This window comes from Leisingera sp. McT4-56, assembly GCF_020514995.1.
Lineage (GTDB): Bacteria > Pseudomonadota > Alphaproteobacteria > Rhodobacterales > Rhodobacteraceae > Leisingera > Leisingera aquaemixtae_A.
On the sequence record NZ_JAJALF010000014.1, the window covers coordinates 33779 to 57339 of the forward strand.

Here is a 23561-nt window from a genome sequence, read left to right on the forward strand (position 1 = left end):
AGGCACCGGCAAGGCGGTCCTTTGTGCCCGTCAGTCTCAACAGGCTGTAGAAACTGATTCTACCAAATACTGCGTATTCAGGCTTCCCAAACGGCCTGCGGCGCGCCCATCAGACCGCGGTCGACGGTAATGCCCAGCCCCGGCGCATCCGGCACCAGCACGCCGCCATCCTGCACAGGCGCGTCGAATTCCGCTGTTTTCAGCGTCACCATATCGCGGCAGTCCAGGATGCAGCGGAGACTGCGCTCCGGCACCGTCGCGCCCAGATGCGCGATGGCAGAAAACGCCACCACAGACCCAACGGTATCCTGCACGCTGACGGTCGCGCCCGCAGCCAGGCACATATCCCGGTGCCTGCGTCCGTGGGTCAGCCCCCCGGCCTTGGAGATCTTGAGGCCGATGCCGTCCGCCACGTCCTCCGCCAGCATCAGCGCGACATCTTCATCCTGCTGCACCAGTTCATCCAGGATGATCGGCACCGTGCAGCGCTTGCGCAGCGACATGGTCTCGCGCCAAGTCTTGCAGGGCGCCTCCAGCACGAAATCCAGCCCCTCCGGCAGCATCCGCAACATCCGCAGCGCGGTTTCCGGCGTCAGCCCGCCGTTGGCATCGACCAGAAAGAACTCCCCCGGCTGCCGGTCGGCCAGCGACGCGCGGATGCGCTCGGCGTCCAGCGCGGGGCCGCCTTCGGCATCAAGCGCGCCGATCTTCACCGAGTGGCCCAGATAGCCCATCTCGCGGTGCTGCGCGACGCGGGCGCGCATGTCCTCCGGGCTGCCTGCATAGATCGAGGAGATCACCGGCAGGCGTTTGCCCGTCGAGCCGCCCAGCAACTCGCAGACAGGCATATTCACCGATTTGCCGAACAGGTCCCAGCAGGCCAGGTCGATTGCCGACTTGGCGTGGTTGTGGCCCAGCAGGGCTTCATCCATAGCCTCGTTGATGCGGTCCATCTGCCGCGGGTCGCGGCCCAAGAGATACGGCGCGATCTCGGCGATCCCGGCCCGCGCGCCCAATGCGTGCGACGCGATATAGGTGGAGCCGAACGGCGTGCTTTCGCCCCAGCCCTCCAGCCCCGCATCGGTGGTGATGCGCACGAAGGACGCATCAAAGCTGCGGTACTCCCGCCCGCCCGACAGCATGTAGACGCCGCCGGAATACGGCAGGTCCAGCTGATAAAGCTCGATCTTCCTGATCTTCACGCCTCGGCCTCCGGGATCATCAGCACCAGCTTGCCAGTATGCTTCTTGCTCAGGAAGTCCTCCTGCGCGGCGGCGATGTCGCTCAGCGGATAGGTCTTGGCGACCAGCGGGCGGATTTCCCCGGCCTCGATGTAGGAGATCAGATTGGCGAACACCTCATCCTCCTGGAAGGTGCAGCCCATCAGGGTCAGATCCTTCAGGTACAGGGTGCGCACGTCGATTTCGCTGATCGGCCCGGCAATGGCGCCGGCGGTGGTGTATCGCCCGCCCCGGCGCAGCACATCAAGGAACGACGGCCACTGCGGGCCGGCAACCAGATCGACCACAACGTCGATGGAGCCCTCGCCCAATTCCTTGACCAGATCCGCGTTACGGTCCACCACCCGGTCAGCGCCAAGCGCCAGCACTTCATCCGCCTTGGCGGCAGAGGACAGCGCGATCACCGTGGCGCCGCGGCGTTTGGCCAGCTGCACGGCGGCAGAGCCGACGCCGCCGGAGGCGCCGGAGATCAGAACGGTCTCCGCGCCTAGACCGACCCGGTGCAGCATGTTTTCTGCCGTGGAGTAGGCGCAGGGGATCGAGGCCAGTTCGGCATCGGACCAATCGCAGTTCACCGCATGGGTTTCGCGCGCAGGCGCCACTGCAAACTGGGCAAAGCCGCCGTCGCATTCGCTGCCGAAGGTCCAGCATTCATAGGGGCGGTAGTCGACGTAAGTCCGCAGCATGTTGCGCACTAGAACCCGCTCGCCGATGCGGGCGGGATCGACCCCCTCCCCGACCGCGGCGATATGCCCGCAGGCATCCGCGCCCTGGATGCGCGGGAATTCCAGCGGCTTGCCGGACCAGCTGGCGTCATCGTCGTTAACGCTGTCAAACCCGCTGGCGCCGCCCGCGTTGGTGTCGGCATCCACCGCCTTGGAATACCAGCCGATGCGGGTGTTGATGTCGGTGTTGTTGATGCCTGCCGCGGCAACGCGGATCAGCACCTCGCCAGGGCCGGGCTGCGGCACCGGCACGTCGGTGCGGTATTCCAGTTTATCGATGCCGCCGTGGCCGGTCAGCAGGACCGCCGCCATTTTGCTGGGGATCATGCCCTCACCTCCCTTGGTTTGAACTTCTTTGGCCGGCCCTCCCCTGCCGGCCAAACAGACCGCTGTCCCCACAGGGACAGCCGCCTGAAACTTATGTCACAGCTCCAGCGGATGCGCGCGGCCCCGTTCCGCCAGGCGGCGGTTCAGCTCCTTCGCCTCCGGCAGCCCAGCCTCCAGCGCAAAGACAAAGGCATGGGTCAGGTAGAAGCAGGCCGCATCTATATTGCCCGCGGCCTCTGCCTGATCCCCGGCCAGCGTGTACAGCCGGACCAGCTCTGCGCTGTCCTTGTCCTCATGCGCCTTCAGCAGCGCGTGGTCGAGGTCTGCGCGCTCCATCCCTCAGCCCTTCAGCGAGATCGCGATGTTCTTGGTGCGCACGTAGTTATAGAGCGCCTCCAGTCCCTTTTCGCGGCCAAAGCCTGATTTGCCGACCCCGCCGAACGGGGTGGAGATGCCGCCCGCGAACCATTCGTTCACGAACACCTGCCCCGCCCGCAGACGGTTCGCGACGCGATGCGCCCGCGCCAGATCGCGGGTGAAGACACCGGCGACCAGCCCGAATTCGGTGCCGTTTGCCAAGGCAATTGCTTCCGCCTCGGTCTCAAAAGGAGTGAAGCAGGTGACGGGGCCAAAAATCTCCTCCTGCGCCACGCGGGACGCGGGATCCACATCCGCCAGAATAGTCGGCGCCATGAAATAGCCTTCCCGCTCCAGCCGGGCACCGCCCGAAGCCGCGCGGGCGCCGCTTTGGCGGGCGGTGGCCGTCAGGGTTTCGATGCCATCCAGCTGGCGGGCAGAGATCACCGGGGTCAGGCCGGGGTTTTCCAGCCCGTGGCCGACGCTCAGGCCATTTGCCAGCGCGGCGGCGCGTTCCACCGCCTCGTCATAGATCGAACGGTGAACCAGCACCCGCGACATGGCGGAACAGACCTGCCCGGCGTTGTAGAAGATGCCGCTTTGCAGGGAGGACATCAGCGTGTGCAGATTGGCGTCCTCAAACGCTACCGCGGCGGATTTGCCGCCCAGCTCCATCAGCGCGGGCGTCACCGGATTGGCAGCAGCGCGCAGGATGGCCTGGCCTGTCGGCACCGATCCGGTAAAGACGATCTGATCCACCGCCGGGCTTTCGACCAGCCGCGCGCCCAATTCAGCGCCGATGCCGTTCAGGATCGACACCGCCCCGGCCGGAACCTCAGCGCGTTCCAGCGCGACACCCAGCATCGCTAGCGCCATCGGGTCCAATTCCGGTGACTTGATGATCACCGAGTTCCCCGCAGCCATCGCAGGCGCCAGCGACCGCGCCGCAATCGACACCGGGAAATTCCACGGAACGATCTGGGCGGAAACACCGTAGGGCTCATAGACCGTATAATCAGCGTAATCGGGGCCAAGCGGGATCGACTTGCCTTCGATCTTGTCGGCCATTCCGCCGTAGTATTCGAAATACTGCGCGGCTTCCTCGAATTCATCATGCGCCGCGCTGAGGCTCTTGCCGCTTTCCCGGCACAGCAGCTTCGCGCCCTCGTCCGCGATGCCGCGGATCTCAGCCGCGATGCGCTGCATCAGCTGGCCGCGCTTGGCGGGTTTCATTGCAGCCAGATCGCCGCGCTCGAAACTCGCCCGCGCCGCTTCCAGCGCTTTCGCCAGGGTTTCCTCACCCGCCAGCGCGCAGTCGGCCACATGGCTGCCGTTGCCGGGATCCTCGACGGCGATGCGCGCACCGCCGTCGCCCTCAACCCATGCACCGGCCAGGAAGTTCCTGGCCAGCCCGTCTTTCAGGAAGGCACTCATGCCTCGCGGCCCTTGGTCACCTGATCGGCCACCCAGGCATGGAAATTGTGGGTCGGCCCGTCCATCGCAGGCGAGAACCGGCCGCCGTCGAACAGCTCGCCATGGCGGCCCTTCTGCATGCCTTCGACGACAAAGACGTCTTCCTCGAACACGGTCTTCCACAGCTTCGCGTTCTCGGTGCGCAGGCCGTCCAGCTCCGGGGTGTCTTCCGGGGATTTGGAGTAGTAGAGCTCGATATGCTCAACGGTGTTCTCGGTGTCGACCGGCTCCAGGATGATCGCAAACGCATGGTCGCGCTGCACACCCAGCAGGACGTTGGGGTAAACCGCGGTGTATTCGCCGCCCTCGTCCCACTTGCTGCTGAGGCCCTCGAAATCCGGGAACACTTCGCCGTTTTCGCCCTTCAGCTGGCGGTAGACCAGGGTGCCCTGGCCAGAATACTTGCCCGGCACCTCGATGTTGTAGTGGTCTTCCAGCCGGGAGTAGCTGTTGAGGCCCGGATGCACCCACGGCAGGTGGTAGCTCTCGCAGTAGTTCTCGACCGCCAGCTTCCAGTTGGTTTTCACCTCCAGCTTGAAGCCGGAGCCTTCGCCGCCGTGATGCACCGGGGCCTCGAATTCCTTCCAGCGCTGCAGCAGGTCGGCGTGGGCCTCCTCGAACTCCGGCGCGGAGCCGTCGACGTTCACGAACACCACGTCGCGCCAGACATAGGAGCGGATGCGGACCAGGCCCAGCTCGTCCAGCTTGATGTCTTCATGCTTGTTGTTGCCGGGGCCGCCGACATGCGGGGTGGAGACCAGGCGGCCATCGAGGCCGTAGCACCAGCTGTGATAGGCGCAGCGGATGGCGCCGCGGATCTTGCCCGCCTTCTCGACCAGGATCATGCCGCGGTGGCGGCAGGTGTTCTGGAACACGCCGATCTCGCCGTCCTTGTCGCGCACAATCAACAGCGGCATGCCCAGGAAATCCACGGGCTTGGCATAGCCCGGCTCCGGCACGTCCTTGCCAAAGCCGATGCCGGACCAGTTCTTGAACAGAACCGAGCGCTTCTCTTCGGCAAAGACAGCGGGATCGATGTAATGGGCGTTCGGCAGGCCGTTGGCCACGTTGACCGGAGCCATCACCGGGGCAAGCGAGTCATGCTTGTTCATCTGGGTCTCTCCAAGGCAGGAAAAAGATGTACGGATTTTGCGCCATTGAAGGGAGCGCGCGGATTCACTCAATAGCAGGAATTTTCGCGCTGGGATTAGCTCAGCTCACCTGAACCCTGATGGACCTCGTCAATCACCCAATTGCGAAGCAAACGGGCGGATTCCGACAATTCCGCGTCCGGGCGGCCCACCAGATGAAAGCCGTGCGGCGCGGCCAGAACATGCGGGCCGATCGGCACCAGCTGGCCGGTTGCCAGCAAGGGGTTCAGCAGCCGCTGCCAGCCCAGCACCAGACCCACCCCGTCCTGCGCCGCCTGCAGCGCCACCGCATAGTTGTTGACCCGCACCCCCGGCGCGATGGGGCCGCCATAACCCAGCTGCTGGAACCAGTCGGCCCAGGTGGTCCAGCTCCGGTCGTCGGAGTCCAGATGCAGCAGCCGCTGCTGCGCCAGTTCCTCCAGCCGGCAGCCGGTGAGCCTGTCCGCGAGCTCGGCATTTCCGACCGGCACCAGGTGGTCGCGGTACAGCTCCGTCTGTTCCAGCCTTGTGTCCCTATCCCGCCCGTAGCGGATGTAAAAATCCACGTCCGGCATGCTGCGGAACGGCCGGTCCTGAACGATCTGGTTGACGTTCACATCCGGGTGCCTGCGCCAGAACCGCACCACCGAGGGCGACAGCCACAGCGAGGCCACCGCCGAGGTGGAGCCGATGGTGACGGTGTCGCCGGTCTGGCGGTCGCGAATGGTCTTGAGGCTGAGCGAGATCTTGGAAAACGACGACGCCAGGGTTTCAAACAGCGCCTCGCCTTCCTCCGTCAGCTCCACGCCCCGGTGCTTGCGCTGGAACAGCGGCACCTGCAGCTCCGCCTCCAGCGCCTTCACCTGGTGGCTGACCGCGCCGGGGGTGACGGACAGTTCCTGCGCGGCGTTCTTGAAGCTCAGATGCCGGGCTGCGGCCTCAAACGCGGCCAGAGTGGTCAGCGGCGGCAGGTTGTAGTGGCGGCGGGACATCTGCGGCTCCTGGCAGGCGGCTCGGATGAAGGCGTTTCATTTCAATATGGGAAATGCGCCTTTGTTGGCCAGCAAAGATATAGCCGGCGCTTGCCGTTTTTCTGCGAGACGCAAAGCCGCGCCGGTTTCCGGCGGCCTCAGTCAATGCGGCCGCGCTGCAGCATCGGCGTCACGTTGAACGCGGCCTTGTAGACCCTTGAGAAATGCCCGGGGCTGTCGAACCCGCAGGACAGCGCCACATCCGTCACCGAGGCCTCGGTCTGGATCAGCAGGTTGCGGGCTCGCTCCAGCCGCATCTCCATCGAATACTTCTTGGGCGAGGTGTTCAGATACTTGCCGAACAGCCGCTCCAGCTGGCGGGTGGAAATGCCGATCTCCTCGGCGATTACAGAGGGCGACACCGGATCGCTGATATGGTCATGCATCATCTGGATTGCGCGGGCTAGGTGGGCGTTGCGCATGCCGTTGCGCGACTGCAGTGACACCCGCTGCTCGGCGGTGGCATTGCGCACTGCGTTATAGACCATCTGGTCGGCCACCGCGACCGCCAGGTCATAGCCGTGCTCGCGCTCGATCAGGTGCAGCATCAGGTCCGCCGTGGCGGTACCGCCGGAGGCGGTCACGTGCTTTTCATCCGCGACGAACACGCTGCGCACCAGGTTCACTTCCGGAAACGCCTCCATGAAACTGTCGTGGTATTCCCAGTGGATTGCTGCCTGCATGCCATTGAGGAACCCGGCCTCTGCCAGCACCCAAGCGCCGGAGCACAGCGCGCCGACCGAGATGCCGCGCGCCTTTTCCCGGCGCAGCGCCGCCAGCAGCGGCCGGGTCACATGGTTTCGCATGTGGATGCCCGACAGGGCAAACAGCCGGTCGCATTTCGGGATCGCGTCAAACCCGTAATGCACCAGCGTCACCGAGCCGTTGGAGCAGGTCGCGGTCTCGCCGTTTTCCGATCCGAACGACCAGTCGTACAGGTCCTTGCCGCTGACAAGGTTGGCAATCCGCAGCGGCTCCACCGCGCAGGAAAACGCCAGATGCGAGAACTCCTCCACCAGGAGAAAGGCAAAATGCTGTGTCTTGGTCATGGCTTGCCCCAGAAAAGACGGACTGCGCGAGGGGTTTGCCCCGCGCAGCCCGGTGGCACGGGTGTGGCTGCTATTATTCCGCTGCCGCGCGGGCCGCGTCCAGCCAGCTGTCGTAAGTTTCGCGGTTGGCCTCGATCCATGCGTCCACATGGCGGTCGATGTCGTCCGAGCTGTCCTCGCCATCGGCGATCAGCTTGTTCTGGGCCGAGATGTCGTTGATGTCGATCTTGGCCAGCTCGAACAGCTTGGCCGCGGCCGGGTTTGCCGCCAGAAACTCGTCAGTGGCAACAACCCGGATGCTGTCGACCGCAAAGCCCAGGTCCTTGCCGTCGAATGTGGTGTCGGCGGTGGCGCCGTCAGGCAGCGACGAGTAAGGCACCGCCAGGAATTCCACATCCTTGCCCGGCACCAGCGCGCCAGAGACCCAATAGGGCGTCCAGGTGTAGTAGAGCACGTTCTCGCCGGCTTCGTTGCGGGCGATGGTGTCGGCGATGATGGCGTTATAGGCGCCCTGGTTGTGGTTCACGGTATCGCGCAGGCCGAATTCGCTCAGCTGATGCTCGATCACCCGTTCGCAGCCCCAGCCCGGCACGCAGCCGGCCAGATCCGCCTTGCCGTCGCCATCGGCGTCGAACAGCTTGGCCTTTTCCGGATCGCTCAGGTCGCCGAGGTTCTGGACGCCCGCATCATAGGCGGATTTGTTGACCAGATAGCCCTGCAGCGCGCCTTCGATCAGGGTGCCGACCTTCTCCAGCACCGCGTCGCCGCCGGATTCCTCAAAAAAGGTGTTGTGCAGGGTGTTCCAATGCACCGCGGTGAAATCGGCGTCGCCGGTTCCCAGCGCCAGATGCACGGTCTGCGCTTCGACCTCCTGCGGCTCGGCCACCTCATAACCCAGATCCTCCAGCGCGCGGAACAGGATCCGGTGCTGGAAGAACTCCTCCAGATAGGACTGGATCACCGGGCGCACGGTAACGCCTTCGCCGGGTTTTTCGCCGGCCGCGGCAGCGCCCGCCAGCATGGTGGAGGCTGCCAGCGCAGCCAGTGCGGTCTTTCTGAACATGAATAAGTCCTCCCTTGGGTGTTCAGATGAAAGTGAAAGTCAGGTCTTTCCGGCCAGGCGCAGCACCGCGCCGACGGGGCCGCCCTGCCACCAGTGGCGGTGGCCGCGGTCGCGGCCAGACTGGCCCATGCCCTGGGTGATGCGGTCCAGCACGATGGCGAGGATCACGATGCCGAGGCCGCCGACCAGCGCCTTGCCCGCATCCAGCCGGCCCATGGCGCGCAGCACCTCGTTGCCCAGCCCCTTGACCGAGATCATCGAGGCGATCACCACCATCGACAGCGACAGCATGATGGTCTGGTTGACCCCGGCCAGAATGGTGGGCGTGGCCAGCGGCAGCTCCACCTTGAACAGGATCTGGCGCGGGCTGGCGCCAAAGGCGCGCGCGGCCTCCACCACAGAGGCATTGACGCCGCGGATGCCCAGGCTGGTCAGGCGGATCAGCGGCGGCAGCGCAAAGATGATCGTCACGATCACGCCGGAGACATTGCCGATGCCGATCAGCATCACGACGGGCACCAGGTACACAAAGGCCGGGATCGTCTGCATGGTGTCCAGCACCGGCCGCATCGCCGCCTCGAACCGGTCGTTCTTGCCCGCCAGCACGCCCAAGGGCAGGCCGATGATGAAGCACAGGATCACCGCCGAGACCACAATCGCCAGGGTGGTCATCGCCAGCCCCCAGGCATTGGGCGACAAAAAGCCAAGCGCCAGCATCGAAACGCCGACCAGGATCGCCACCCGGCGGCCCGCGGCCTGCCAGGCGATCAGCACCAGCATTACCAGCATCACCAGCGGCGGCACCGCATTCAGCGCGGTGTCGATGCCGACGATCATCTCGTTGAAAAACTTCTTCACCGGCTGGATCAGCGCGCGGTTGGCAATTGCCCACTGCTTGACCCCGTCCGCCGATTCCGCCAGCCCCAGATCAACCGCCGAAAACGGGTCGAGGATGCTGTAGGTGTTCTCTGCCATGGTCTTGCCTCCTCAGTGCTTCAGGCTGCCGGCGTCGTCGGCATGGCCCTGGATGCCGCGCAGCAGGGCGTTCTTGGTGACGATGCCGATGGCCCTGCCGTCCGCCTTGACCACCACCGGGTGCTGGGTGGCGATGGACAGGTTGACCAGATCGTCGAGCGAATGATCGGGATGCGCCTCCGGCCAGCTGCCCAGGTCGATCGGCCCCTGCCGCTGCTCGAAAGAGGCGACCGGCTCCATGATCTTGCCCGCGGAAATCAGCTCCAGCTTGGAAATGCCCGCGACGAAGTCGGCGACATAGTCGTCCGCCGGGCTGGTCACGATGTCCTCCGGCGTGCCGACCTGCACCAGCGCGCCATCCTTCATGATGGCGATGCGGTCGCCGATGCGGATCGCCTCGTCCAGGTCATGGGTGATGAACAGGGTGGTCTTCTTCATCTCTGCCGACAGCGACATGAACTTGTCCTGCAGCTGGCGGCGGATCAGCGGGTCCAGCGCCGAAAAGGGTTCATCCATCAAGAGGATCGACGGGTCGGCAGCAATCGCGCGCGCCAGGCCGACCCGCTGCTGCATGCCGCCCGACAGCTCGTCCGGGTACTTCTGGTCCCAGCCATTGAGGTCCACCGCATCAATCGCGCGCATCGCGTTCTCGCGGCGTTCGCGCGCATCATGGCCGCGCACCTCCTGGCTGAAGGAGACATTTTCCAGCACGGTGCGGTGCGGCATCAGCGCCATGTTCTGGAACACCATGCCGATCTTTTCGGCCCGCACCTCGCGCAGCTCCCTGGCGGATAGCTGATTCACATCCTGGCCTTCGATGAACAGCTGGCCCGAGGTCGGCTCGATCAGCCGGTTCACATGGCGAATCAACGTCGACTTGCCAGAGCCGGACAGCCCCATGATGCAAAAGATCTCCCCCCGCCCGACGCTGAAGGTCGCATCCTGCACCCCCACCACGCAGTCGAAGCGGTCGCGCACTTCCAGCTTGCCAAGCCCCTGTTCCTGAACGGCTTTCATCGCCTCGTCCGCGCGGCGGCCAAAGATCTTCCACAGATTGCGGCAGTCGATCACGGCTTCGTCTGCTTGCGTCGTCACCTGTTCCCCTCCTCCAGAAAACTTTCCTGGCATACAGCATATTTTTTCTCTGTACACAAATTGTATTTTCTCATAACACAAAATGAGCAATCAGGTTGCACAGGCCTGTGCCGCCGGGCCATCCTGCCCGCACAGGTTCAGATGCAACGATGGAGACTGAGATGAAGGACGCGTCCAAAAACAGGAAAGCAGAGCTTTATGGCCATCTGAAAACGGCCATCATGACGCTTGCCCTGCGGCCGGGCGCCGATCTCGACGAATCGAAGCTGTCGGAGGAATTCCAGCTGTCCCGCACCCCGCTGCGCGAGGTGCTGCGCCAGCTGGCCGGCGAGGGCTATGTCGATCTGCGGGAAAACCGCGGCGCGCGGGTCAGCGAGATGTCGCACATGACCCTGCGGGATTTCTTCCTGGCGGCGCCGATGATCTACGGCGCGGTGCTGCAGCTGGCGGCCAAGAACGCCACCGAGATGCAGATCGCCGCGCTGAAGGCGGCGCAGGAGGATTTCAAGGCGGCGCTGCGCACGGGCTCCGGCGCTGACCGGGCGATGGCCAACAACCGCTTTCACGAGATCACCGGCGAGATGGCCGACAACATCTATCTCGCCCCGTCCTTCCAGCGGCTGCTGATCGATCATGCCCGCATCGGCATGACCTTCTACCGCCCCCAGGACCGCCAGATGGCGGAAAACCTGGGCGAGGCCAGCGCCCAGCACGACGCCATCATCGCTGCCATCGAGGCAGGCGACGAGGCGGCGGCGGGCCAGCTGGCGATTGACCATTGGAACCTGTCGCGCGACCAGATCGAGCTGTTCGTCATGCCCGCCGGGCTTGACGTGCCGCTGGGGACGGTGGCGCGCAAAACCCCTGCATGAGGACGAAATGACCCCAATATTCCGGTTTGAGGGGATATACACCCCCGTGGTGACGCCCCATTTCGAGGACGGCAGCGTCAATTGGGACGCGCTGGCCGAGGTGATCGAATACCTGGTTGAGAACGGCGTGCACGGGCTGATCTCCGGCGGCTCCACCGGCGAAAACTATGCCCAGACCGTGGAGGAGCGTATCGCGCTGGCCCGCTTCACCCATGAACGGCTGGCGGGCCGCCTGCCGCTGGTGGTGGGCACCGGCGCCATGCTGACCAGCGATTCCATCGCGCTGGCGCAGGGGGCCAAGGAAATCGGCGCGGATTCGATCCTGCTGGCCTCGCCGCCCTACTCGGTCCCGACCGACCGCGAAAACGCGCTGAACGCGCTGGCGATCGACAAGGCCGCTGACCTGCCGGTGATGCTCTACAACTACCCGCACCGCACCGGCACCATGATGGGAGAGGAGTTCCTCGACCGCGTCGGCCGCTCCCGCAATTTCTGCGGCATCAAGGAAAGCTCCGGCGATATCAACCGGGTGCACCTGCTGGCCCGCGACTACCCGCATATCCAGCTGGGCTGCGGCATGGACGACCAGGCGCTGGAATTCTTTGCCTGGGGCGCGCCCTTCTGGGTCTGCGGCGGCTCGAACTTCCTGCCGAAGGAGCACGTCGCGCTGTACAATGCCTGCGTGATCGAGGGCAACTTTGCCAAGGGCCGCCGCATCATGTCGGCGATGATGCCCTTGATGCGCGTCCTCGAACAGGGCGGCAAATTCATCCAGACCATCAAGCACGGCGTCACCATGAACGGCATCGAAGCCGGTGCCATGCGCGCACCGCTGAAGGGGCTGAACAAGGACGACAAACGCGCGCTGGAACAGGTCGTGCGGGTGCTGAAACAGAAAATCGCAGATATCGAGGCGGAGGGCTGATCCATGACGCTGCTGACCCAGGACGAATACAAATCCATTGCCGCCAACCTGGACCTGCCCACAGGTGCGTTCATTGACGGCAAGTTTTGCCCGGCGGCTTCAGGCAAGACCTTCGAGACCGTGAACCCGGCAACCGGCGAGAAGCTGGCGGACATCGCAGCATGCGGTGCCGCGGACGTTGATGTCGCGGTTGAGAAGGCGCGCGAAGCCTTCGACGACGGCCGCTGGTCGCGCCTGCACCCCTCCGAACGCAAGGACGTGCTGATCCGGCTTGCCAAGCTGATGACCCGCAACGCCCATGAACTGGCGGTGATGGAAAGCCTCGACAGCGGCAAGACCATCTATGACTGCGAAACCGTCGATGTGCCGGAGACCATCCACTGCCTGAAATGGCACGCCGAAGTCATCGACAAGATCTATGACCAGGTTTCGCCAGCGTCGGACGATCACATCGCCATGGTGGTGCGTGAACCCATTGGCGTGGTCGGCCTGGTGCTGCCCTGGAACTTCCCGCTGCTGATGCTGGCGTGGAAGATCGGCCCGGCGCTGGCCGCTGGCTGCTCCGTGGTGGTGAAACCCGCCGCCGAGACCACCCTGACCGCGCTGCGGGTGGCCGAGCTGGCAATGGAAGCCGGCCTGCCGCGCGGTGTGCTGAACGTGGTGCCCGGCGGCGGCGCCGAGGTTGGCGAGCCCATCGGCCGCCACATGGATATCGACATGGTCTCCTTCACCGGCTCCACCGTGACCGGCAAGCGCTTCCTGACGTATTCGGCGGAAAGCAACGCCAAGGAAGTGGTGCTGGAGATGGGCGGCAAGAACCCCGCCATCGTGATGGACGACGCCGAGAACCTGGACCGGGTGGCCCAGCATATCGTGAACGGCGCCTTCTGGAACATGGGCGAAAACTGCTCGGCTTCGTCGCGCCTGATTGTGCACAAGGACGTCAAGGCAGAGCTGCTGGAGCGCATCGCCCACCACGCCAAAGCCTGGAACGTCGGCGACCCGCTGGACCCGGAAACCCGCATGGGCGCTCTGGTTTCATCTGCGCATTTCGACAAGGTCTGCGGCTATCTGGAACAGGCCGAAAACGTGGTGCTGGGCGGCAAGGCGCATGACGGCGCCTTTGTCGAGGCCACGGTCGTCGAGGTGCCGGGCAACGACGCGGTGCTGGCGCGCGAGGAAATCTTCGGCCCCGTGCTGTCGGTGATCGAGGTCACCGGCTTTGACGAGGCGATCCGCATCGCCAATGACACCCAGTACGGCCTTTGCGCCTCGATCTTCACCGCCAACGCCAAGCGCGCCATCCGCGGCGCCCGCGCCATCCGCGCAGGCACGGTGACGGTGAACAGCTTTGGCGAGGGTGACATCTCCACCCCCTTCGGCGGCTACAAGCAGTCCGGTTTTGGCGGCCGCGACAACTCCGTCCATGCCCACGACCAGTACACCCAGCTGAAAACCATCTGGATCGACCTGGCCGATGATGCCGACGAGGCCGTGGATTGACCGCCTACACCGCAAAACGCTTGCCCCGGCAGACCGGCGCGGCGGGATGGAATGCCATCCTGCCGCCCCAGGCCGCGCTGCCGGTGCTTGACACCAACCTGACCGCCGATGTGACCATCATTGGCGGCGGATTTGCGGGCCTGTCTGCCGCCCGCCGCCTGCACCAGCTGGACCCCTCCTTGAAGGTGGCGCTGCTGGAGGCCGGCCGCTTTGCCGAAAGCTCCGCCGGGCGCAATTCCGGCTTTATGATCGACCTGCCGCATGATCTGGCCTCCGACAATTACGCGGGATCGGGGCTGGAGGCCGACAAGGCCGCGATTGCCTTCAACCGCAAGGCCATCGGGTTCGCCAAGGGCGTGGCGGAGGACTGCGCCCTGCCGCAGGAGATGTTCGACCCCGCGGGCAAGATTAACGCCGCCGCCACCCGCGCCGGCGATCAGCACAACCGTGATTTCGCCGCCCATCTGGAGCGGCTGGGCGAGCCGCATCAGCTGCTCAGCCAGCAGGAAATACAGGAGCGCACAGGCAGCCCGCATTACAGCTCCGGCCTCTATGCGCCCGGAACGGTGATGATCCAGCCCGCCGCCTATATCCGCGCCCTGTCGGCGCATCTGGCAGGGCAGATCCGCGTGTTTGAAAACTCCCCTGCCACCGGGTTCCGGAAACAGGGCAACGGCTGGAGCGTCAGCACCCCAAAGGGCCGCATCAGCACCGGCAGCGTGATCCTGGCCAACAACGGCCACCTGGAAAGCTTCGGTTTCTACCAGCGCCGCCTGATGCACATCTGCCTTTATGCCTCGATGACCGAACGTCTGACGCCGGAGCAGATCAAACGGCTGGGCGGCACGCCCCGCTGGTCGGTCACGCCCGCGGATCCGATGGGCACCTCTGTGCGGCGGATTTCCGGCTCCTACGGCGACAGGATCCTGGTCCGGACCTGCTCCAGCTTTCACCCAACGATTGAAACCAGCGAGATGCGCCTGCGCCGCGCCGGGCGGGTGCAGGACCGCAAGTTCAATGAGCGGTTTCCGCAGCTGGGGGACGTGCGGATGGAGCACCGCTGGGCCGGTATGCTCTGCCTCAGCCGCAACGGCTCCGCCGCCTTCGGAGAGCTGGACCAGGGCGTCTATTCCGCATGCTGCCAGAACGGCCTCGGCATCGCCCGCGGCACCCTGCAGGGGATGGGCATTGCCGAACTGCTGCTGCAGGGAGGCTCTCCGGTCGCCAGCCATTTCCTGGCCCAGCCGATGCCGCCCAGGCTGCCGCCGGAACCCTTCGCCTCGCTTGGCGCGAATACCTATCTGCGGTGGAAGGAATGGCGGTCCGGCAAGGAATAGCAGGTTGAGGGGGCGCTGCCCCCGGCCTGCGGCCTCCCCCGGGATATTTTCAGCCAGATAAAGAAGGATCCGGGCCTTGGAGACCCGTTTTTCTGCTCAGGGCAGGCTCAACTTGGCCATCCGGCCGCCATCAACGGTATAGACCTGACCGGTGATGAACCCCGCATCTTCAGAGGCCAGAAAGGCCACCAGCGCCGCCACTTCCTCAGGCCTGCCAGTGCGCGCCACCGGGTGAATGCCGGCGATATCGCGGCGGAAGGCCTCCGGGTCCGGCATCGCTTCGATGAAGTCCAGGTTCAGCTCGGTATCGATCCAGCCCGGCGCCACCGCGTTGCAGCGGATACCCTCGTGCCCATGATCCACCGCAACCGCGCGGGTGAGGCCGTGCAGCCCGGCCTTGGAGGCGCAATAGGCGGCGTGGCCGGGATTGCTGCCCAACCCCTCGATAGAGCCGGTGTTGACGATGCTGCCGCGGGACTTGCGCAAGTGGGGCAGCGCCGCCTGGATCATCAGGAAGGGCGCGGTCAGGTTCACGGTCAGATTGCGCTGCCAGTCGGCGAGGCTCATGTCTTCCACCCTCGCCTCCTGCATCATGCCGGCATTGTTGACCAGCACATCAAGGCCCCCTGCCCTGTCCACGGCCTCTGCCACCGCCTGCGCCGGGCTGTCCGGGTCGGTGAAATCGGCCGCGACGGCCTCGAATTCCGCATCCGCGCCACGCTGCGCGGTGAACACCCGCGCGCCCTCGCCTGCCAGCCTCCGGGCGATTGCCTGGCCGATGCCGCTGCGGCCGCCGGTGACCAGCGCCACCTTGCCCTGAAACCGCATCATGACACCGGTTTCCCGCCGTTCACCTCCACCAGCGCGCCGCACATGTAGCGCGCCGCGTCTGATGCCAGGAACAGCACCACATCGGCGATATCCTCCGGCTCGGCAATCCGGCCCAGCGGCACCGTCCTGCCCAGCTCCGCCACCGCGGTGTCCGGGTCAAAGCCGCGCTTTTCGAACCCTGTGCGCAGCATCGGCGTGTTCACCTCATTCGGGCAGACCGCGTTGATGCGGATGCCCTGATGCGCGTGATCCATCCCCATGCATTGCGTCAGCGACGCAATGGCCGCCTTGGTCGTGCAGTAGAGCGCATGGTCCGGACCCGGGTTTTTGCCACCCCAGCAGGAGGACGTGTTGACGATGGCGCCGCCGCCATTGCGCGCCAGGATTGGGATCGCAGCACGGCAGATGCGGAACGGCGCCTCGACATTCACCCCCATCGACAGCGCCCAGTCGGCGTCCGAGGTTTCAGTGACCGGGCCGCGGGTGATGACGCCTGCATTGTTGACGACGATGTCCAAACGCCCAAGCGCCAGATGGGCGGCCTGCGGCAGCGCGCCGGCGTATTCGGCGTCGAGCAGATCGCCGGGCAGATGCGCCTCGGCCTCGATCCCCGCGGTGTCGCGGTCAGCAGCGGCAACCCTGGCGCCTGCCGCGCGCAGGCGCTGGACAATGGCAGCCCCGATGCCGCCCGCCGCACCAGTAACCAGCGCGCATTTTCCCTGAAAATCCATTCATGCTCTCCAATCAGAAGGATGCCACCGGCGCGCCGAACAGGCTCTCGTCCGGGGTGATGCCCAGGCCCGGCCCCTGCGGCGCCGCGATATGGCCGCCCTCGATGCGGATGCCGTTTTCCGCGTCGTAGTTGCCCTCGATATAGGGGGCGGCGAGCCAGACGCCCTCCAGCAGCCCCGGCTTCACGGTGGCGCCGATGTGGGTGCAGGCGGCAGCAATGATGTCGCCGCCCCAGCTGTCATCGCAGGTATGCGGCAGGTTGCGGGCCTCGCAGATGTCGCGGAAGGCGCGCATCGGATGCAGCCCGCCGATGCGGGTGACCTTCATGCCGAAGCCGTCCACCAGCCCGGTGCCGACCGCGGTGATCACCGTGTTCAGGCTAGTGCTGTTTTCATCCATATAGAGGCCGTGGCTGATCTGCGGGCGGATTTTCTGCAAGTCTTCCAGCGTGTTGCAGGGCTGTTCCATGATGAAAGGCACATCGGGACATTCGCGGCTGACGCGCAGCGCGTCCCGCGTGGTCCAGCCGCGGTTGCCATCGACCGCCAGCCGCATCCCCGAACCGCCGATCTTCTCCCACACCTTGCAGATGGTCTCGATATCCAACTCCACCGGGCGGCCGCCGACCTTGATCTGAAGGCGGGGATAGCCCTCTTCCAGTTTCTCTGCCGCGAGGCGCGCAATGTCGTCCGGGGCGCCGACGCCGGTGGCATAATAGGACGGCACCCGGTCCGTGGCCGCGCCGCCCAAGAGGGTTGAGACGCTGACACCCAAGTGCTTGCCCAGCAGATCATGCGCAGCGATGTCGATGGCGGCCTTGGCGTAGTTGTGGCCGTTCAACAGCCCGTCCATCTGCCGGTGCAGGGTCACGGGCGCCACCTCGGCACCGATCAGCCCTTCGGCCATCGCAATCAGCGCCGCCCGGGCGCCGCCGGCGTGTGCCTCGGCGTAGGTGGGGCCGACCGGGCAGGTTTCGCCCCAGCCGGTCTGCCCATTGTCGGCCACCAGTTTCACCAGCGTCGTGTCCAGCGCCCAGACCTCGGCATTGGCCATGGTGTAGGGGCCGTTTTTCACCGGCAGATCATGCTGATAGATATGGATTTCCGCGATTTTCATGTGTTTTGCCCTGATGGAAAAAAGGCCCGCCCTCTATCGTTCAGGGCGGGCCAGTCGGGGAGGAAGCCTAGTAGCTCTGGTTCAGCTCATCCGCGGCGGGGATTTCCCGCTCGCGCCGGGCTATGTAATCCAGCAGTTCTTCGTTCTTGGCCTCGTCCAGCTTCGGCTCCTGATACTCCGCCAGCAGCTTCTTGGCGCGGGTCAGGGCGCGTTCGGTGATCTCGACGCTGCCCTCCGCCTGCCATTGCTCGATCGAGTTGTTGTCGAACAGCTCCGGCATGAAGAACGCCTCCTGGAAGTTCTCCTGCGTATGCGGGTGGCCCAGGTAGTGGCCGCCGGGGCCGACATCCGGCACCGCGGCAATGGCCTGGTCGAAGTCGTGCCACTTGGGGCCTTCCGCCATCCGGTAAGCCATCGCGCATTGCTCCGCATCGACGATGAACTTGGCGACCGAACAGTGCATGCCCGCCTCGTTCCAGCCTGCCGAGTGCCAAATGTAGTTGGCGCCCGCATGGATCACCGCTGACAAGGTGGTGGCGGATTCGTACCCCGCCTGCGCGTCGAACGTCTTGGCCCCGCCCAGGGTGTTGGAGGTGCGCCACGGCACGTTGTAGTAGCGCGCCATCTGGCCGATCATGAAGTTCATCAGGCTGATCTCCGGCGTGCCGGCCATCGGCGCGCCGGATTTCATGCTGACGGTCGACAGGTAATGGCCGTAGATCGCCGGCGCGCCCTTGCGGATCACCTGAGTGTAAGCCAGCGCCGACAGCGCCTCGGCATTCAACTGTGCCACGGTGGCGGGGACCGAGGCCGGGGTGTTGGCGCCTCCCAGAACAAAGGGCGAGCACAGCACCGGCTGCTTGCGCTTGCAGAAGGCGCGCATGGCGCCCAGCATGGTTTCATCCCAGACCAGCGGCGAGTTGCCGTTGCAGTTGCCGGTGGTGACCGGGTGATCCTCCAGGAACTCCTCGCCGAACAGAATCGCGCACATGTCCATCACGTCCTCGGCGTTCTTGGGACTGGTGGTCATGCCCATGAACGTCTTGTCGGAGTATTTCATCGACGAATAGGTGATCCGCAGGTGCCGCTGGCTGATCGGATGGTCATAAGGTTCGACGATGTGATGCGCCGAGGAGTGCAGGCCCGGCATCATATGCGCCAGCTTGTGGAACATCGCCAGGTCGTCCAGCAGCGGATTGCGGCGCACGTCATCGAGGTCGCGCAGGAACGGCGCGCCGGTCATCGGCACAAAGATCGAATGCTTGCCGCCCAGGCGCACGTTTTTTTTCGGGTCGCGCGCGTGATAGGTGAAATCGCTGGGAATGGTCTTGATCAGTTCCCGCACCAGGCCGCGGTCCAGATAGACCAGTTCGCCGACGACCTTGGCGCCGGCGCGCTTCCAGTCCTCCAGTGCAATCGGGTCGCGGAACTGGACGCCCACGTTTTCCAAAATATCCATCGAGGCGTTGTCGATCATCTCGACCTGGGCGCCGTCCATCACCTCGCACCAGGGAATATTGCGGGTGAGGCCCGGCAGCATGTCGAACTTGGGGGCGGTGCGCAGGGCGCGGCGGGCGTTGCGGCCGCCGGAGCGGGCGCGGGTGGCAGTGGCTTGCTCAGTCATCGCAGGGGTCTCCTTTGACTGTGAGTTTCACCAAATGAATCGGGTTTCACCTGCAGGATTGCGAAATCCGGTTGCAAAAACCGACACTCCAGCCCGCGGAACCGGCCTGCCCCGCCCGGACGCCCTGCCCCTTCGGCCCGGCGCAGACCCTGTTTAGAGCCTGATTTTGCTGCAAACACAGGATTTTCCGCGCCCGGCGCGACTCACCCGGCAGCCATGGGCTGCGCATCATGCAAAGCCGCACCGGGTTTTGCGCCCGCCCCTGCCCCGTGCGGTGCAACCCGGCGAAAACGAATATATTTCAGCATGTTAACGGAAAAGTTGCAGTTTTCCTTGCAATCCGGCAGACCGCCACACGGCCCTTCTGCAACCTGTAAATGAAGGAATCTATTGCAAAACGCTGCTCGCATTGCGTATAGAAACGATAAATAAGGCGCTGACGCAAAACAGCGTTACTATCGAGAGGGCAGCAGGTGGCAGTAGCACTCCACATCAATCAGCGTATCCGCGAGAACGCGGAGAACCTCAGTGCGGCTCTCAACAGCCACATGCTGGCCAGTTTCGCACCGGATGCAAGGAAAGAATTGCGCCTGTTCAGCGCCGGCGAGGCGGCGGAAATGCTGGGGATCTCTCCCAGCTTCCTGCGCAAGCTGCATTTTGACGGCAAATTCCCAGAGGTCCACACCACGCCCGGCGGCCGCCGCCACTATTCCGCTGCCGATCTGCTGGAAATGCGGAAGATCCTGGATGCCGCGGCCAAGACCCCGGGCACCTACCTGCGCGGCCGCCGCGAGGGCGACAAGGTGCAGGTGCTGTCGTTCCTGAACTTCAAGGGCGGCTCGGGCAAGACCACCTCGTCGATCCACACCGCGCAGCGGCTGGCGCTCAAGGGCTACCGGGTGCTGGCGGTGGATATCGACCCGCAGGCGTCGCTGACGACGCTTTTCGGCTACCGGCCAGAGGTCGATTTCCTCGAAACAGGGACGATTTATGACGCAATCCGCTATGACGACCCCCTGCCCTTGCGCCAGATCATCCAGCAGACCTATTTCGCCAATCTGGACCTGGCCCCCGGCGGGCTGATCCTGCAGGAGTTCGAGCATGAGACCCCGCAGGCGCTGATCAACAACGTGCAGCCCGCGTTCTTCTCGCGCATGGCGGCGGCGTTGGAGGAGGTCGAGAAGGATTACGACGTGATCATCTTCGACTGCCCGCCGCAGCTGGGGTATCTCACCATGTCGGCGCTCTGCGCCTCGACCGGCGTGATCATCACCGTGGTGCCGAACATGCTCGACATCGCCTCGATGTCGCAGTTCCTGCAGATGTCCGCCGAACTGCTGGATGTGGTCTCCAACGCCGGGGCCGCGCTGGAGTTCGATTTCCTGCGGTTCCTGATCAACCGGTACGAGCCGAACGACGGTCCGCAGCAACAGGTGGTTGCATTCCTGCGGCAGCTGTTCGGCGAGGAAGTCATGGTCGCCCCAATGCTGAAATCCACCGCGATTTCCGATGCGGGGCTGACCCAGCAGACGGTCTACGAGGTCGAAAGATCCCAGTTTCACAGGTCAACCTATGACCGTGCGGTCGATTCACTGAATCAAGTTAACGATGAAATAGAATCGCTCCTTCAACAAGCATGGAGGCGTTGATGGCACGCAAAGGCATTCTCAGCACGGCACTCAGCAGCCCCGCAGCATCCGCTCCGGGGCCGAAACCCAAGATGATGCCGCGCGGTGCGGTCGGGGCACTGCAATCCTCGCTCAGCAAGCTGCAGGAAAGCGCGGTGCAGGAGATCGATCCGGCGCTGATCGACGACGCGGGATACGAGGACCGGCTCGGCATCGACGGCGCCGCCCAGAACCAGCTGATCGAAAGCCTGCAGACCTACGGCCAGCAGGTGCCGGTTCTGCTGCGCCCGCACCCCAAGGCGCCGGGACGGTTCGAGATCGTCTATGGCCGCCGCCGCCTCAAGGCGCTGCGCGAGTTGGGCCTGCCGGTCAAGGCAATGGTGCGGCAGCTCGACGACCACGCGCTGGTGATGGCGCAGGGGCAGGAAAACACCTCGCGCCTGGATCTCAGCTTCATCGAGAAGGCGTCTTTTGCGGCGCAGCTGCAGGAAGACGGCTATGACCGGCCGACAATTGCCGCTGCGCTGTCGATCGACCTGCCGATGGTGTCGCGGATGCTCAAGGTGGGCACGGCGTTCACGCTGCCCTTCCTGCGGCTGATCGGCTCCGCCCCCGGTATCGGCCGCGACCGCTGGATGACGCTGGTCAAGCTGTTCGAGGACCCCGGCGCGCGGGGCCGGGCGGTTGCCTATTCCAATACGCCCGATTTCCTCACGCATGACTCCGATGGCCGGTTCGAGGCGGTTCTGAAGCGGGCGCAGGATGCGCATACGGCCGCCAAACCGGCCCCTGCCCCGGCGCCGGCAAAACCGCGACCCCTGCCCGGCTGCAACGGCGCCGCGGTGGCGGGCATCAAGACGACCGCCAAGGGCATCACCCTGACGATCTCCGGCAAGGACGCGCCCGGCTTTGACGCCTGGTTCGACACCCATGCGGAAGAGATCATGGCAGAGCTTCACGGCCGCTGGCAGCAAGACCAGCCCGAGCAGCCGGAAGACTGAAGAAGAGCAGAGAAAACAGGACAGGAGGCACGTAAGCAGGCAAAAGAAAAGCCCCCCAGGACATTACATCCCAGAAGGCCGTTCTCAGATTTAGCACCTTTGGAATAGCCTCTCAGACTCGTCAGTGTCAACTCTGTGCGCCGCACAGGGGCGGGTATTTTTTGTCTTTCGTGAAAAAATCATGGAACAGGCGTCCCAAATCGCATTTGGGCGGCAGGATCTGTGCGGCCGGCTGGCGGGTGCCCACGACAAGTGGGATCTTCTGGCTGCGCTGACGCACGCCGCCGCGGAGTTTGAACTGAGCCACCGCACCCTTGGCGTCTTGAAGGCGCTGCTGACGTTCTACCCGGAACGCGCGCTGCCTGCGGACCCGGACAGCGCCATCGTCTTCCCGTCGAACCGCAAACTGATGGAGCGCTTGAACGGGATGCCCGAAAGCACCCTGCGCCGCCACCTGGCCGCCCTCACCCGGCTCGGCATTGTCAGCCGCAAGAACAGCCCCAACCGCAAGCGCTACGCCCGCCGGGTTGGCGAGGACACCGGTGTGGCTTTCGGCTTCGACCTCTCCCCCCTCGCCCGCCATGCCGCGCAGATCTTCGGCGCCGCATTTGACGCCAAGGAACACGCCGAGCGCCTGGCAGTTCTGCGCGACCGCGTTGCCGTGCTGCGGCAGGAGCTGCTGGAAATCGCGGACGAGACGGCAGAGACACTGCTGGAGGCCGCCCGCAAGCTCTTGCGCCGCAAGCCCTGCGAAACCGAATTGTCCGCAATGGCTGATCTCCTGCGCGCGGAAATTGCCAGCCGGACGCCGGAAGAGACCCCGCAGGTCTCCCCGCTGGAAACACGCGAAATGAGCGCCCCCGGCAGCCAGAATGAGCGGCACATACAGGATTCAGTAAAAAAAGATTCTGACTCTGAAGCGGCGCAGGCCGAAACACCCTGCCCTCAGCCGCAGAATTCAGACGCGAACCCCGGAAAGGCTGAGAATGCCAATGATCTGGCCACCGTTTTGCGCGCCTGCCCCGAGGTGCAGACCTATTACCCCGGCGCGCTGCGCAGCTGGCAGGACGCCGACCGCATTGCCGAAACCCTGTCGCCGATGATGGGGATCGAGATGCCGGTGCTGAGCGACGCACGCGCTGCCATGGGCCGCAAGGACGCGGCAACAGCGGTGATGTGCATGCTGGAGAAGCTTTCCACCATCCGCAGCCCCGGCGCCTACCTCAGGCGGCTGGCGCAAAAGGCGCGCGCAGGCCAGTTCTCCACCGCGCCGATGCTGAATGCGCTGCTGCAGACAGGACCCCGGGCGGAAATTGCCAGCTGACAATTTTCACCCGGCGCGGGCTGGCCGGGCTGGTTATTGCCGGGGCCGGTCCGAGGTTTCGGCGGCAGACACGAGCCGCGGTTTCTGAAATTGTCAGCTGACAACTGAGCCCCACATGCGGGTCTCAACAGCCGTCAACTGGACCCTGGCGACCCGCTGCGGGACGAACAAGGGCAAACAGACCGGGCCGGAAGCCACCGCA

21 protein-coding genes are annotated in these 23561 nt (G+C 64.8%); 7 read left to right on the forward strand and 14 right to left on the reverse strand.

Going from position 1 to position 23561, the window contains the following annotated elements; translation table 11 throughout:
• Positions 1 to 77 precede the first annotated feature (77 nt).
• The 10 genes from LHL23_RS15350 to LHL23_RS15395 form a co-directional block, all read right to left on the reverse strand.
• A complete protein-coding gene (locus LHL23_RS15350) occupies positions 78 to 1202 on the reverse strand; it encodes a mandelate racemase/muconate lactonizing enzyme family protein (protein WP_226430534.1) in 1125 nt (374 codons plus the stop codon).
• Complete coding sequence (locus LHL23_RS15355) at positions 1199 to 2293, reverse strand: alcohol dehydrogenase family protein (protein WP_226430535.1); 1095 nt, start codon at positions 2291 to 2293, stop codon at positions 1199 to 1201. Before LHL23_RS15355 ends, LHL23_RS15350 begins: the two co-directional genes overlap by 4 nt.
• A 96-nt stretch (positions 2294 to 2389) precedes the next feature.
• Positions 2390 to 2629: a hypothetical protein gene (locus LHL23_RS15360; RefSeq protein ID WP_226430536.1), complete on the reverse strand. Its 240-nt coding sequence runs from the start codon at positions 2627 to 2629 to the stop codon at positions 2390 to 2392.
• A gap of 3 nt (positions 2630 to 2632) precedes the next feature.
• Positions 2633 to 4084: an aldehyde dehydrogenase family protein gene (locus LHL23_RS15365; protein ID WP_226430537.1), complete on the reverse strand. Its 1452-nt coding sequence runs from the start codon at positions 4082 to 4084 to the stop codon at positions 2633 to 2635.
• Positions 4081 to 5235 carry an aromatic ring-hydroxylating oxygenase subunit alpha gene (locus LHL23_RS15370; protein WP_226430538.1) on the reverse strand — a complete coding sequence of 385 codons (1155 nt, stop codon included), beginning with the start codon at positions 5233 to 5235 and terminating at the stop codon, positions 4081 to 4083. The genes LHL23_RS15365 and LHL23_RS15370 overlap by 4 nt, the downstream gene beginning before the upstream one ends.
• Before the next feature lie 95 nt (positions 5236 to 5330).
• A complete protein-coding gene (locus LHL23_RS15375; protein WP_226430539.1) occupies positions 5331 to 6245 on the reverse strand; it encodes a LysR substrate-binding domain-containing protein in 915 nt (304 codons plus the stop codon).
• A gap of 137 nt (positions 6246 to 6382) precedes the next feature.
• Positions 6383 to 7333: a GlxA family transcriptional regulator gene (locus tag LHL23_RS15380; RefSeq protein WP_226430540.1), complete on the reverse strand. Its 951-nt coding sequence runs from the start codon at positions 7331 to 7333 to the stop codon at positions 6383 to 6385.
• Positions 7334 to 7406: 73 nt separating this feature from the next.
• Positions 7407 to 8396 carry a glycine betaine/L-proline ABC transporter substrate-binding protein ProX gene (proX, locus tag LHL23_RS15385; protein WP_222482210.1) on the reverse strand — a complete coding sequence of 330 codons (990 nt, stop codon included), beginning with the start codon at positions 8394 to 8396 and terminating at the stop codon, positions 7407 to 7409.
• Positions 8397 to 8435: 39 nt separating this feature from the next.
• Positions 8436 to 9371 carry an ABC transporter permease gene (locus tag LHL23_RS15390; RefSeq protein ID WP_222482209.1) on the reverse strand — a complete coding sequence of 312 codons (936 nt, stop codon included), beginning with the start codon at positions 9369 to 9371 and terminating at the stop codon, positions 8436 to 8438.
• 12 nt (positions 9372 to 9383) lie between these two features.
• Positions 9384 to 10466: a quaternary amine ABC transporter ATP-binding protein gene (locus LHL23_RS15395; RefSeq protein WP_222482208.1), complete on the reverse strand. Its 1083-nt coding sequence runs from the start codon at positions 10464 to 10466 to the stop codon at positions 9384 to 9386.
• A 161-nt stretch (positions 10467 to 10627) separates the two neighbouring features.
• On the opposite strand from LHL23_RS15395, the gene LHL23_RS15400 reads away from it, so the two are divergent.
• The 4 genes from LHL23_RS15400 to LHL23_RS15415 are packed head-to-tail and all read left to right on the forward strand — an operon-like array spanning position 10628 to position 15103.
• Positions 10628 to 11338 (forward strand): GntR family transcriptional regulator, encoded by a 711-nt coding sequence (locus tag LHL23_RS15400; protein WP_222482207.1) that lies wholly within the window; start codon positions 10628 to 10630, stop codon positions 11336 to 11338.
• Positions 11339 to 11345: 7 nt separating this feature from the next.
• Positions 11346 to 12263 (forward strand): dihydrodipicolinate synthase family protein, encoded by a 918-nt coding sequence (locus LHL23_RS15405; protein ID WP_226430541.1) that lies wholly within the window; start codon positions 11346 to 11348, stop codon positions 12261 to 12263.
• A 3-nt stretch (positions 12264 to 12266) separates the two neighbouring features.
• On the forward strand, positions 12267 to 13766 hold the full coding sequence (locus LHL23_RS15410) for an aldehyde dehydrogenase (RefSeq protein WP_226430542.1): 1500 nt from the start codon (positions 12267 to 12269) through the stop codon (positions 13764 to 13766).
• Positions 13763 to 15103 carry an NAD(P)/FAD-dependent oxidoreductase gene (locus LHL23_RS15415; protein WP_226430543.1) on the forward strand — a complete coding sequence of 447 codons (1341 nt, stop codon included), beginning with the start codon at positions 13763 to 13765 and terminating at the stop codon, positions 15101 to 15103. The genes LHL23_RS15410 and LHL23_RS15415 overlap by 4 nt, the downstream gene beginning before the upstream one ends.
• Positions 15104 to 15199: 96 nt before the next feature.
• Here the strand turns inward: LHL23_RS15415 and LHL23_RS15420 are convergent, their stop codons facing one another.
• The 4 genes from LHL23_RS15420 to LHL23_RS15435 form a co-directional block, all read right to left on the reverse strand.
• A complete protein-coding gene (locus LHL23_RS15420) occupies positions 15200 to 15934 on the reverse strand; it encodes an SDR family NAD(P)-dependent oxidoreductase (RefSeq protein ID WP_226430544.1) in 735 nt (244 codons plus the stop codon).
• Positions 15931 to 16665 carry an SDR family NAD(P)-dependent oxidoreductase gene (locus LHL23_RS15425; protein ID WP_226430545.1) on the reverse strand — a complete coding sequence of 245 codons (735 nt, stop codon included), beginning with the start codon at positions 16663 to 16665 and terminating at the stop codon, positions 15931 to 15933. The genes LHL23_RS15420 and LHL23_RS15425 overlap by 4 nt, the downstream gene beginning before the upstream one ends.
• Positions 16666 to 16678: 13 nt before the next feature.
• On the reverse strand, positions 16679 to 17782 hold the full coding sequence (locus tag LHL23_RS15430; protein ID WP_226430546.1) for a mandelate racemase/muconate lactonizing enzyme family protein: 1104 nt from the start codon (positions 17780 to 17782) through the stop codon (positions 16679 to 16681).
• Positions 17783 to 17849: 67 nt separating this feature from the next.
• Complete coding sequence (locus tag LHL23_RS15435; protein WP_226430547.1) at positions 17850 to 19406, reverse strand: trimethylamine methyltransferase family protein; 1557 nt, start codon at positions 19404 to 19406, stop codon at positions 17850 to 17852.
• Between the two features lie 473 nt (positions 19407 to 19879).
• On the opposite strand from LHL23_RS15435, the gene repA reads away from it, so the two are divergent.
• The 3 genes from repA (at position 19880) to repC (ending at position 23359) form a co-directional block, all read left to right on the forward strand.
• Positions 19880 to 21055, forward strand: coding sequence for a plasmid partitioning protein RepA (gene repA / locus LHL23_RS15440; protein ID WP_222482199.1), 1176 nt, complete (start codon positions 19880 to 19882; stop codon positions 21053 to 21055).
• Entirely contained in the window at positions 21055 to 22035 is a 981-nt protein-coding gene (gene repB / locus LHL23_RS15445; protein ID WP_226430548.1) for a plasmid partitioning protein RepB, read from the forward strand. Before repA ends, repB begins: the two co-directional genes overlap by 1 nt.
• 181 nt (positions 22036 to 22216) lie before the next feature.
• Positions 22217 to 23359, forward strand: a complete 1143-nt coding sequence (repC, locus tag LHL23_RS15450; protein ID WP_226430549.1) for a plasmid replication protein RepC — start codon at positions 22217 to 22219, stop codon at positions 23357 to 23359.
• Positions 23360 to 23561: the final 202 nt, after the last annotated feature.

Bases quoted from the DNA above. Each gene is read 5' to 3' on its own strand.
- LHL23_RS15355 (WP_226430535.1), bottom strand. From the start codon at position 2,293: ATGATCCCCAGCAAAATGGCGGCGGTCCTGCTGACCGGCCACGGCGGC.
- LHL23_RS15360 (WP_226430536.1), bottom strand. From the start codon at position 2,629: ATGGAGCGCGCAGACCTCGACCACGCGCTGCTGAAGGCGCATGAGGAC.
- LHL23_RS15365 (WP_226430537.1), bottom strand. From the start codon at position 4,084: ATGAGTGCCTTCCTGAAAGACGGGCTGGCCAGGAACTTCCTGGCCGGT.
- LHL23_RS15370 (WP_226430538.1), bottom strand. From the start codon at position 5,235: ATGAACAAGCATGACTCGCTTGCCCCGGTGATGGCTCCGGTCAACGTG.
- LHL23_RS15375 (WP_226430539.1), bottom strand. From the start codon at position 6,245: ATGTCCCGCCGCCACTACAACCTGCCGCCGCTGACCACTCTGGCCGCG.
- LHL23_RS15380 (WP_226430540.1), bottom strand. From the start codon at position 7,333: ATGACCAAGACACAGCATTTTGCCTTTCTCCTGGTGGAGGAGTTCTCG.
- proX (WP_222482210.1), bottom strand. From the start codon at position 8,396: ATGTTCAGAAAGACCGCACTGGCTGCGCTGGCAGCCTCCACCATGCTG.
- LHL23_RS15390 (WP_222482209.1), bottom strand. From the start codon at position 9,371: ATGGCAGAGAACACCTACAGCATCCTCGACCCGTTTTCGGCGGTTGAT.
- LHL23_RS15400 (WP_222482207.1), top strand. From the start codon at position 10,628: ATGAAGGACGCGTCCAAAAACAGGAAAGCAGAGCTTTATGGCCATCTG.
- LHL23_RS15405 (WP_226430541.1), top strand. From the start codon at position 11,346: ATGACCCCAATATTCCGGTTTGAGGGGATATACACCCCCGTGGTGACG.
- LHL23_RS15410 (WP_226430542.1), top strand. From the start codon at position 12,267: ATGACGCTGCTGACCCAGGACGAATACAAATCCATTGCCGCCAACCTG.
- LHL23_RS15420 (WP_226430544.1), bottom strand. From the start codon at position 15,934: ATGATGCGGTTTCAGGGCAAGGTGGCGCTGGTCACCGGCGGCCGCAGC.
- LHL23_RS15425 (WP_226430545.1), bottom strand. From the start codon at position 16,665: ATGGATTTTCAGGGAAAATGCGCGCTGGTTACTGGTGCGGCGGGCGGC.
- LHL23_RS15430 (WP_226430546.1), bottom strand. From the start codon at position 17,782: ATGAAAATCGCGGAAATCCATATCTATCAGCATGATCTGCCGGTGAAA.
- LHL23_RS15435 (WP_226430547.1), bottom strand. From the start codon at position 19,406: ATGACTGAGCAAGCCACTGCCACCCGCGCCCGCTCCGGCGGCCGCAAC.
- repB (WP_226430548.1), top strand. From the start codon at position 21,055: ATGGCACGCAAAGGCATTCTCAGCACGGCACTCAGCAGCCCCGCAGCA.
- repC (WP_226430549.1), top strand. From the start codon at position 22,217: ATGGAACAGGCGTCCCAAATCGCATTTGGGCGGCAGGATCTGTGCGGC.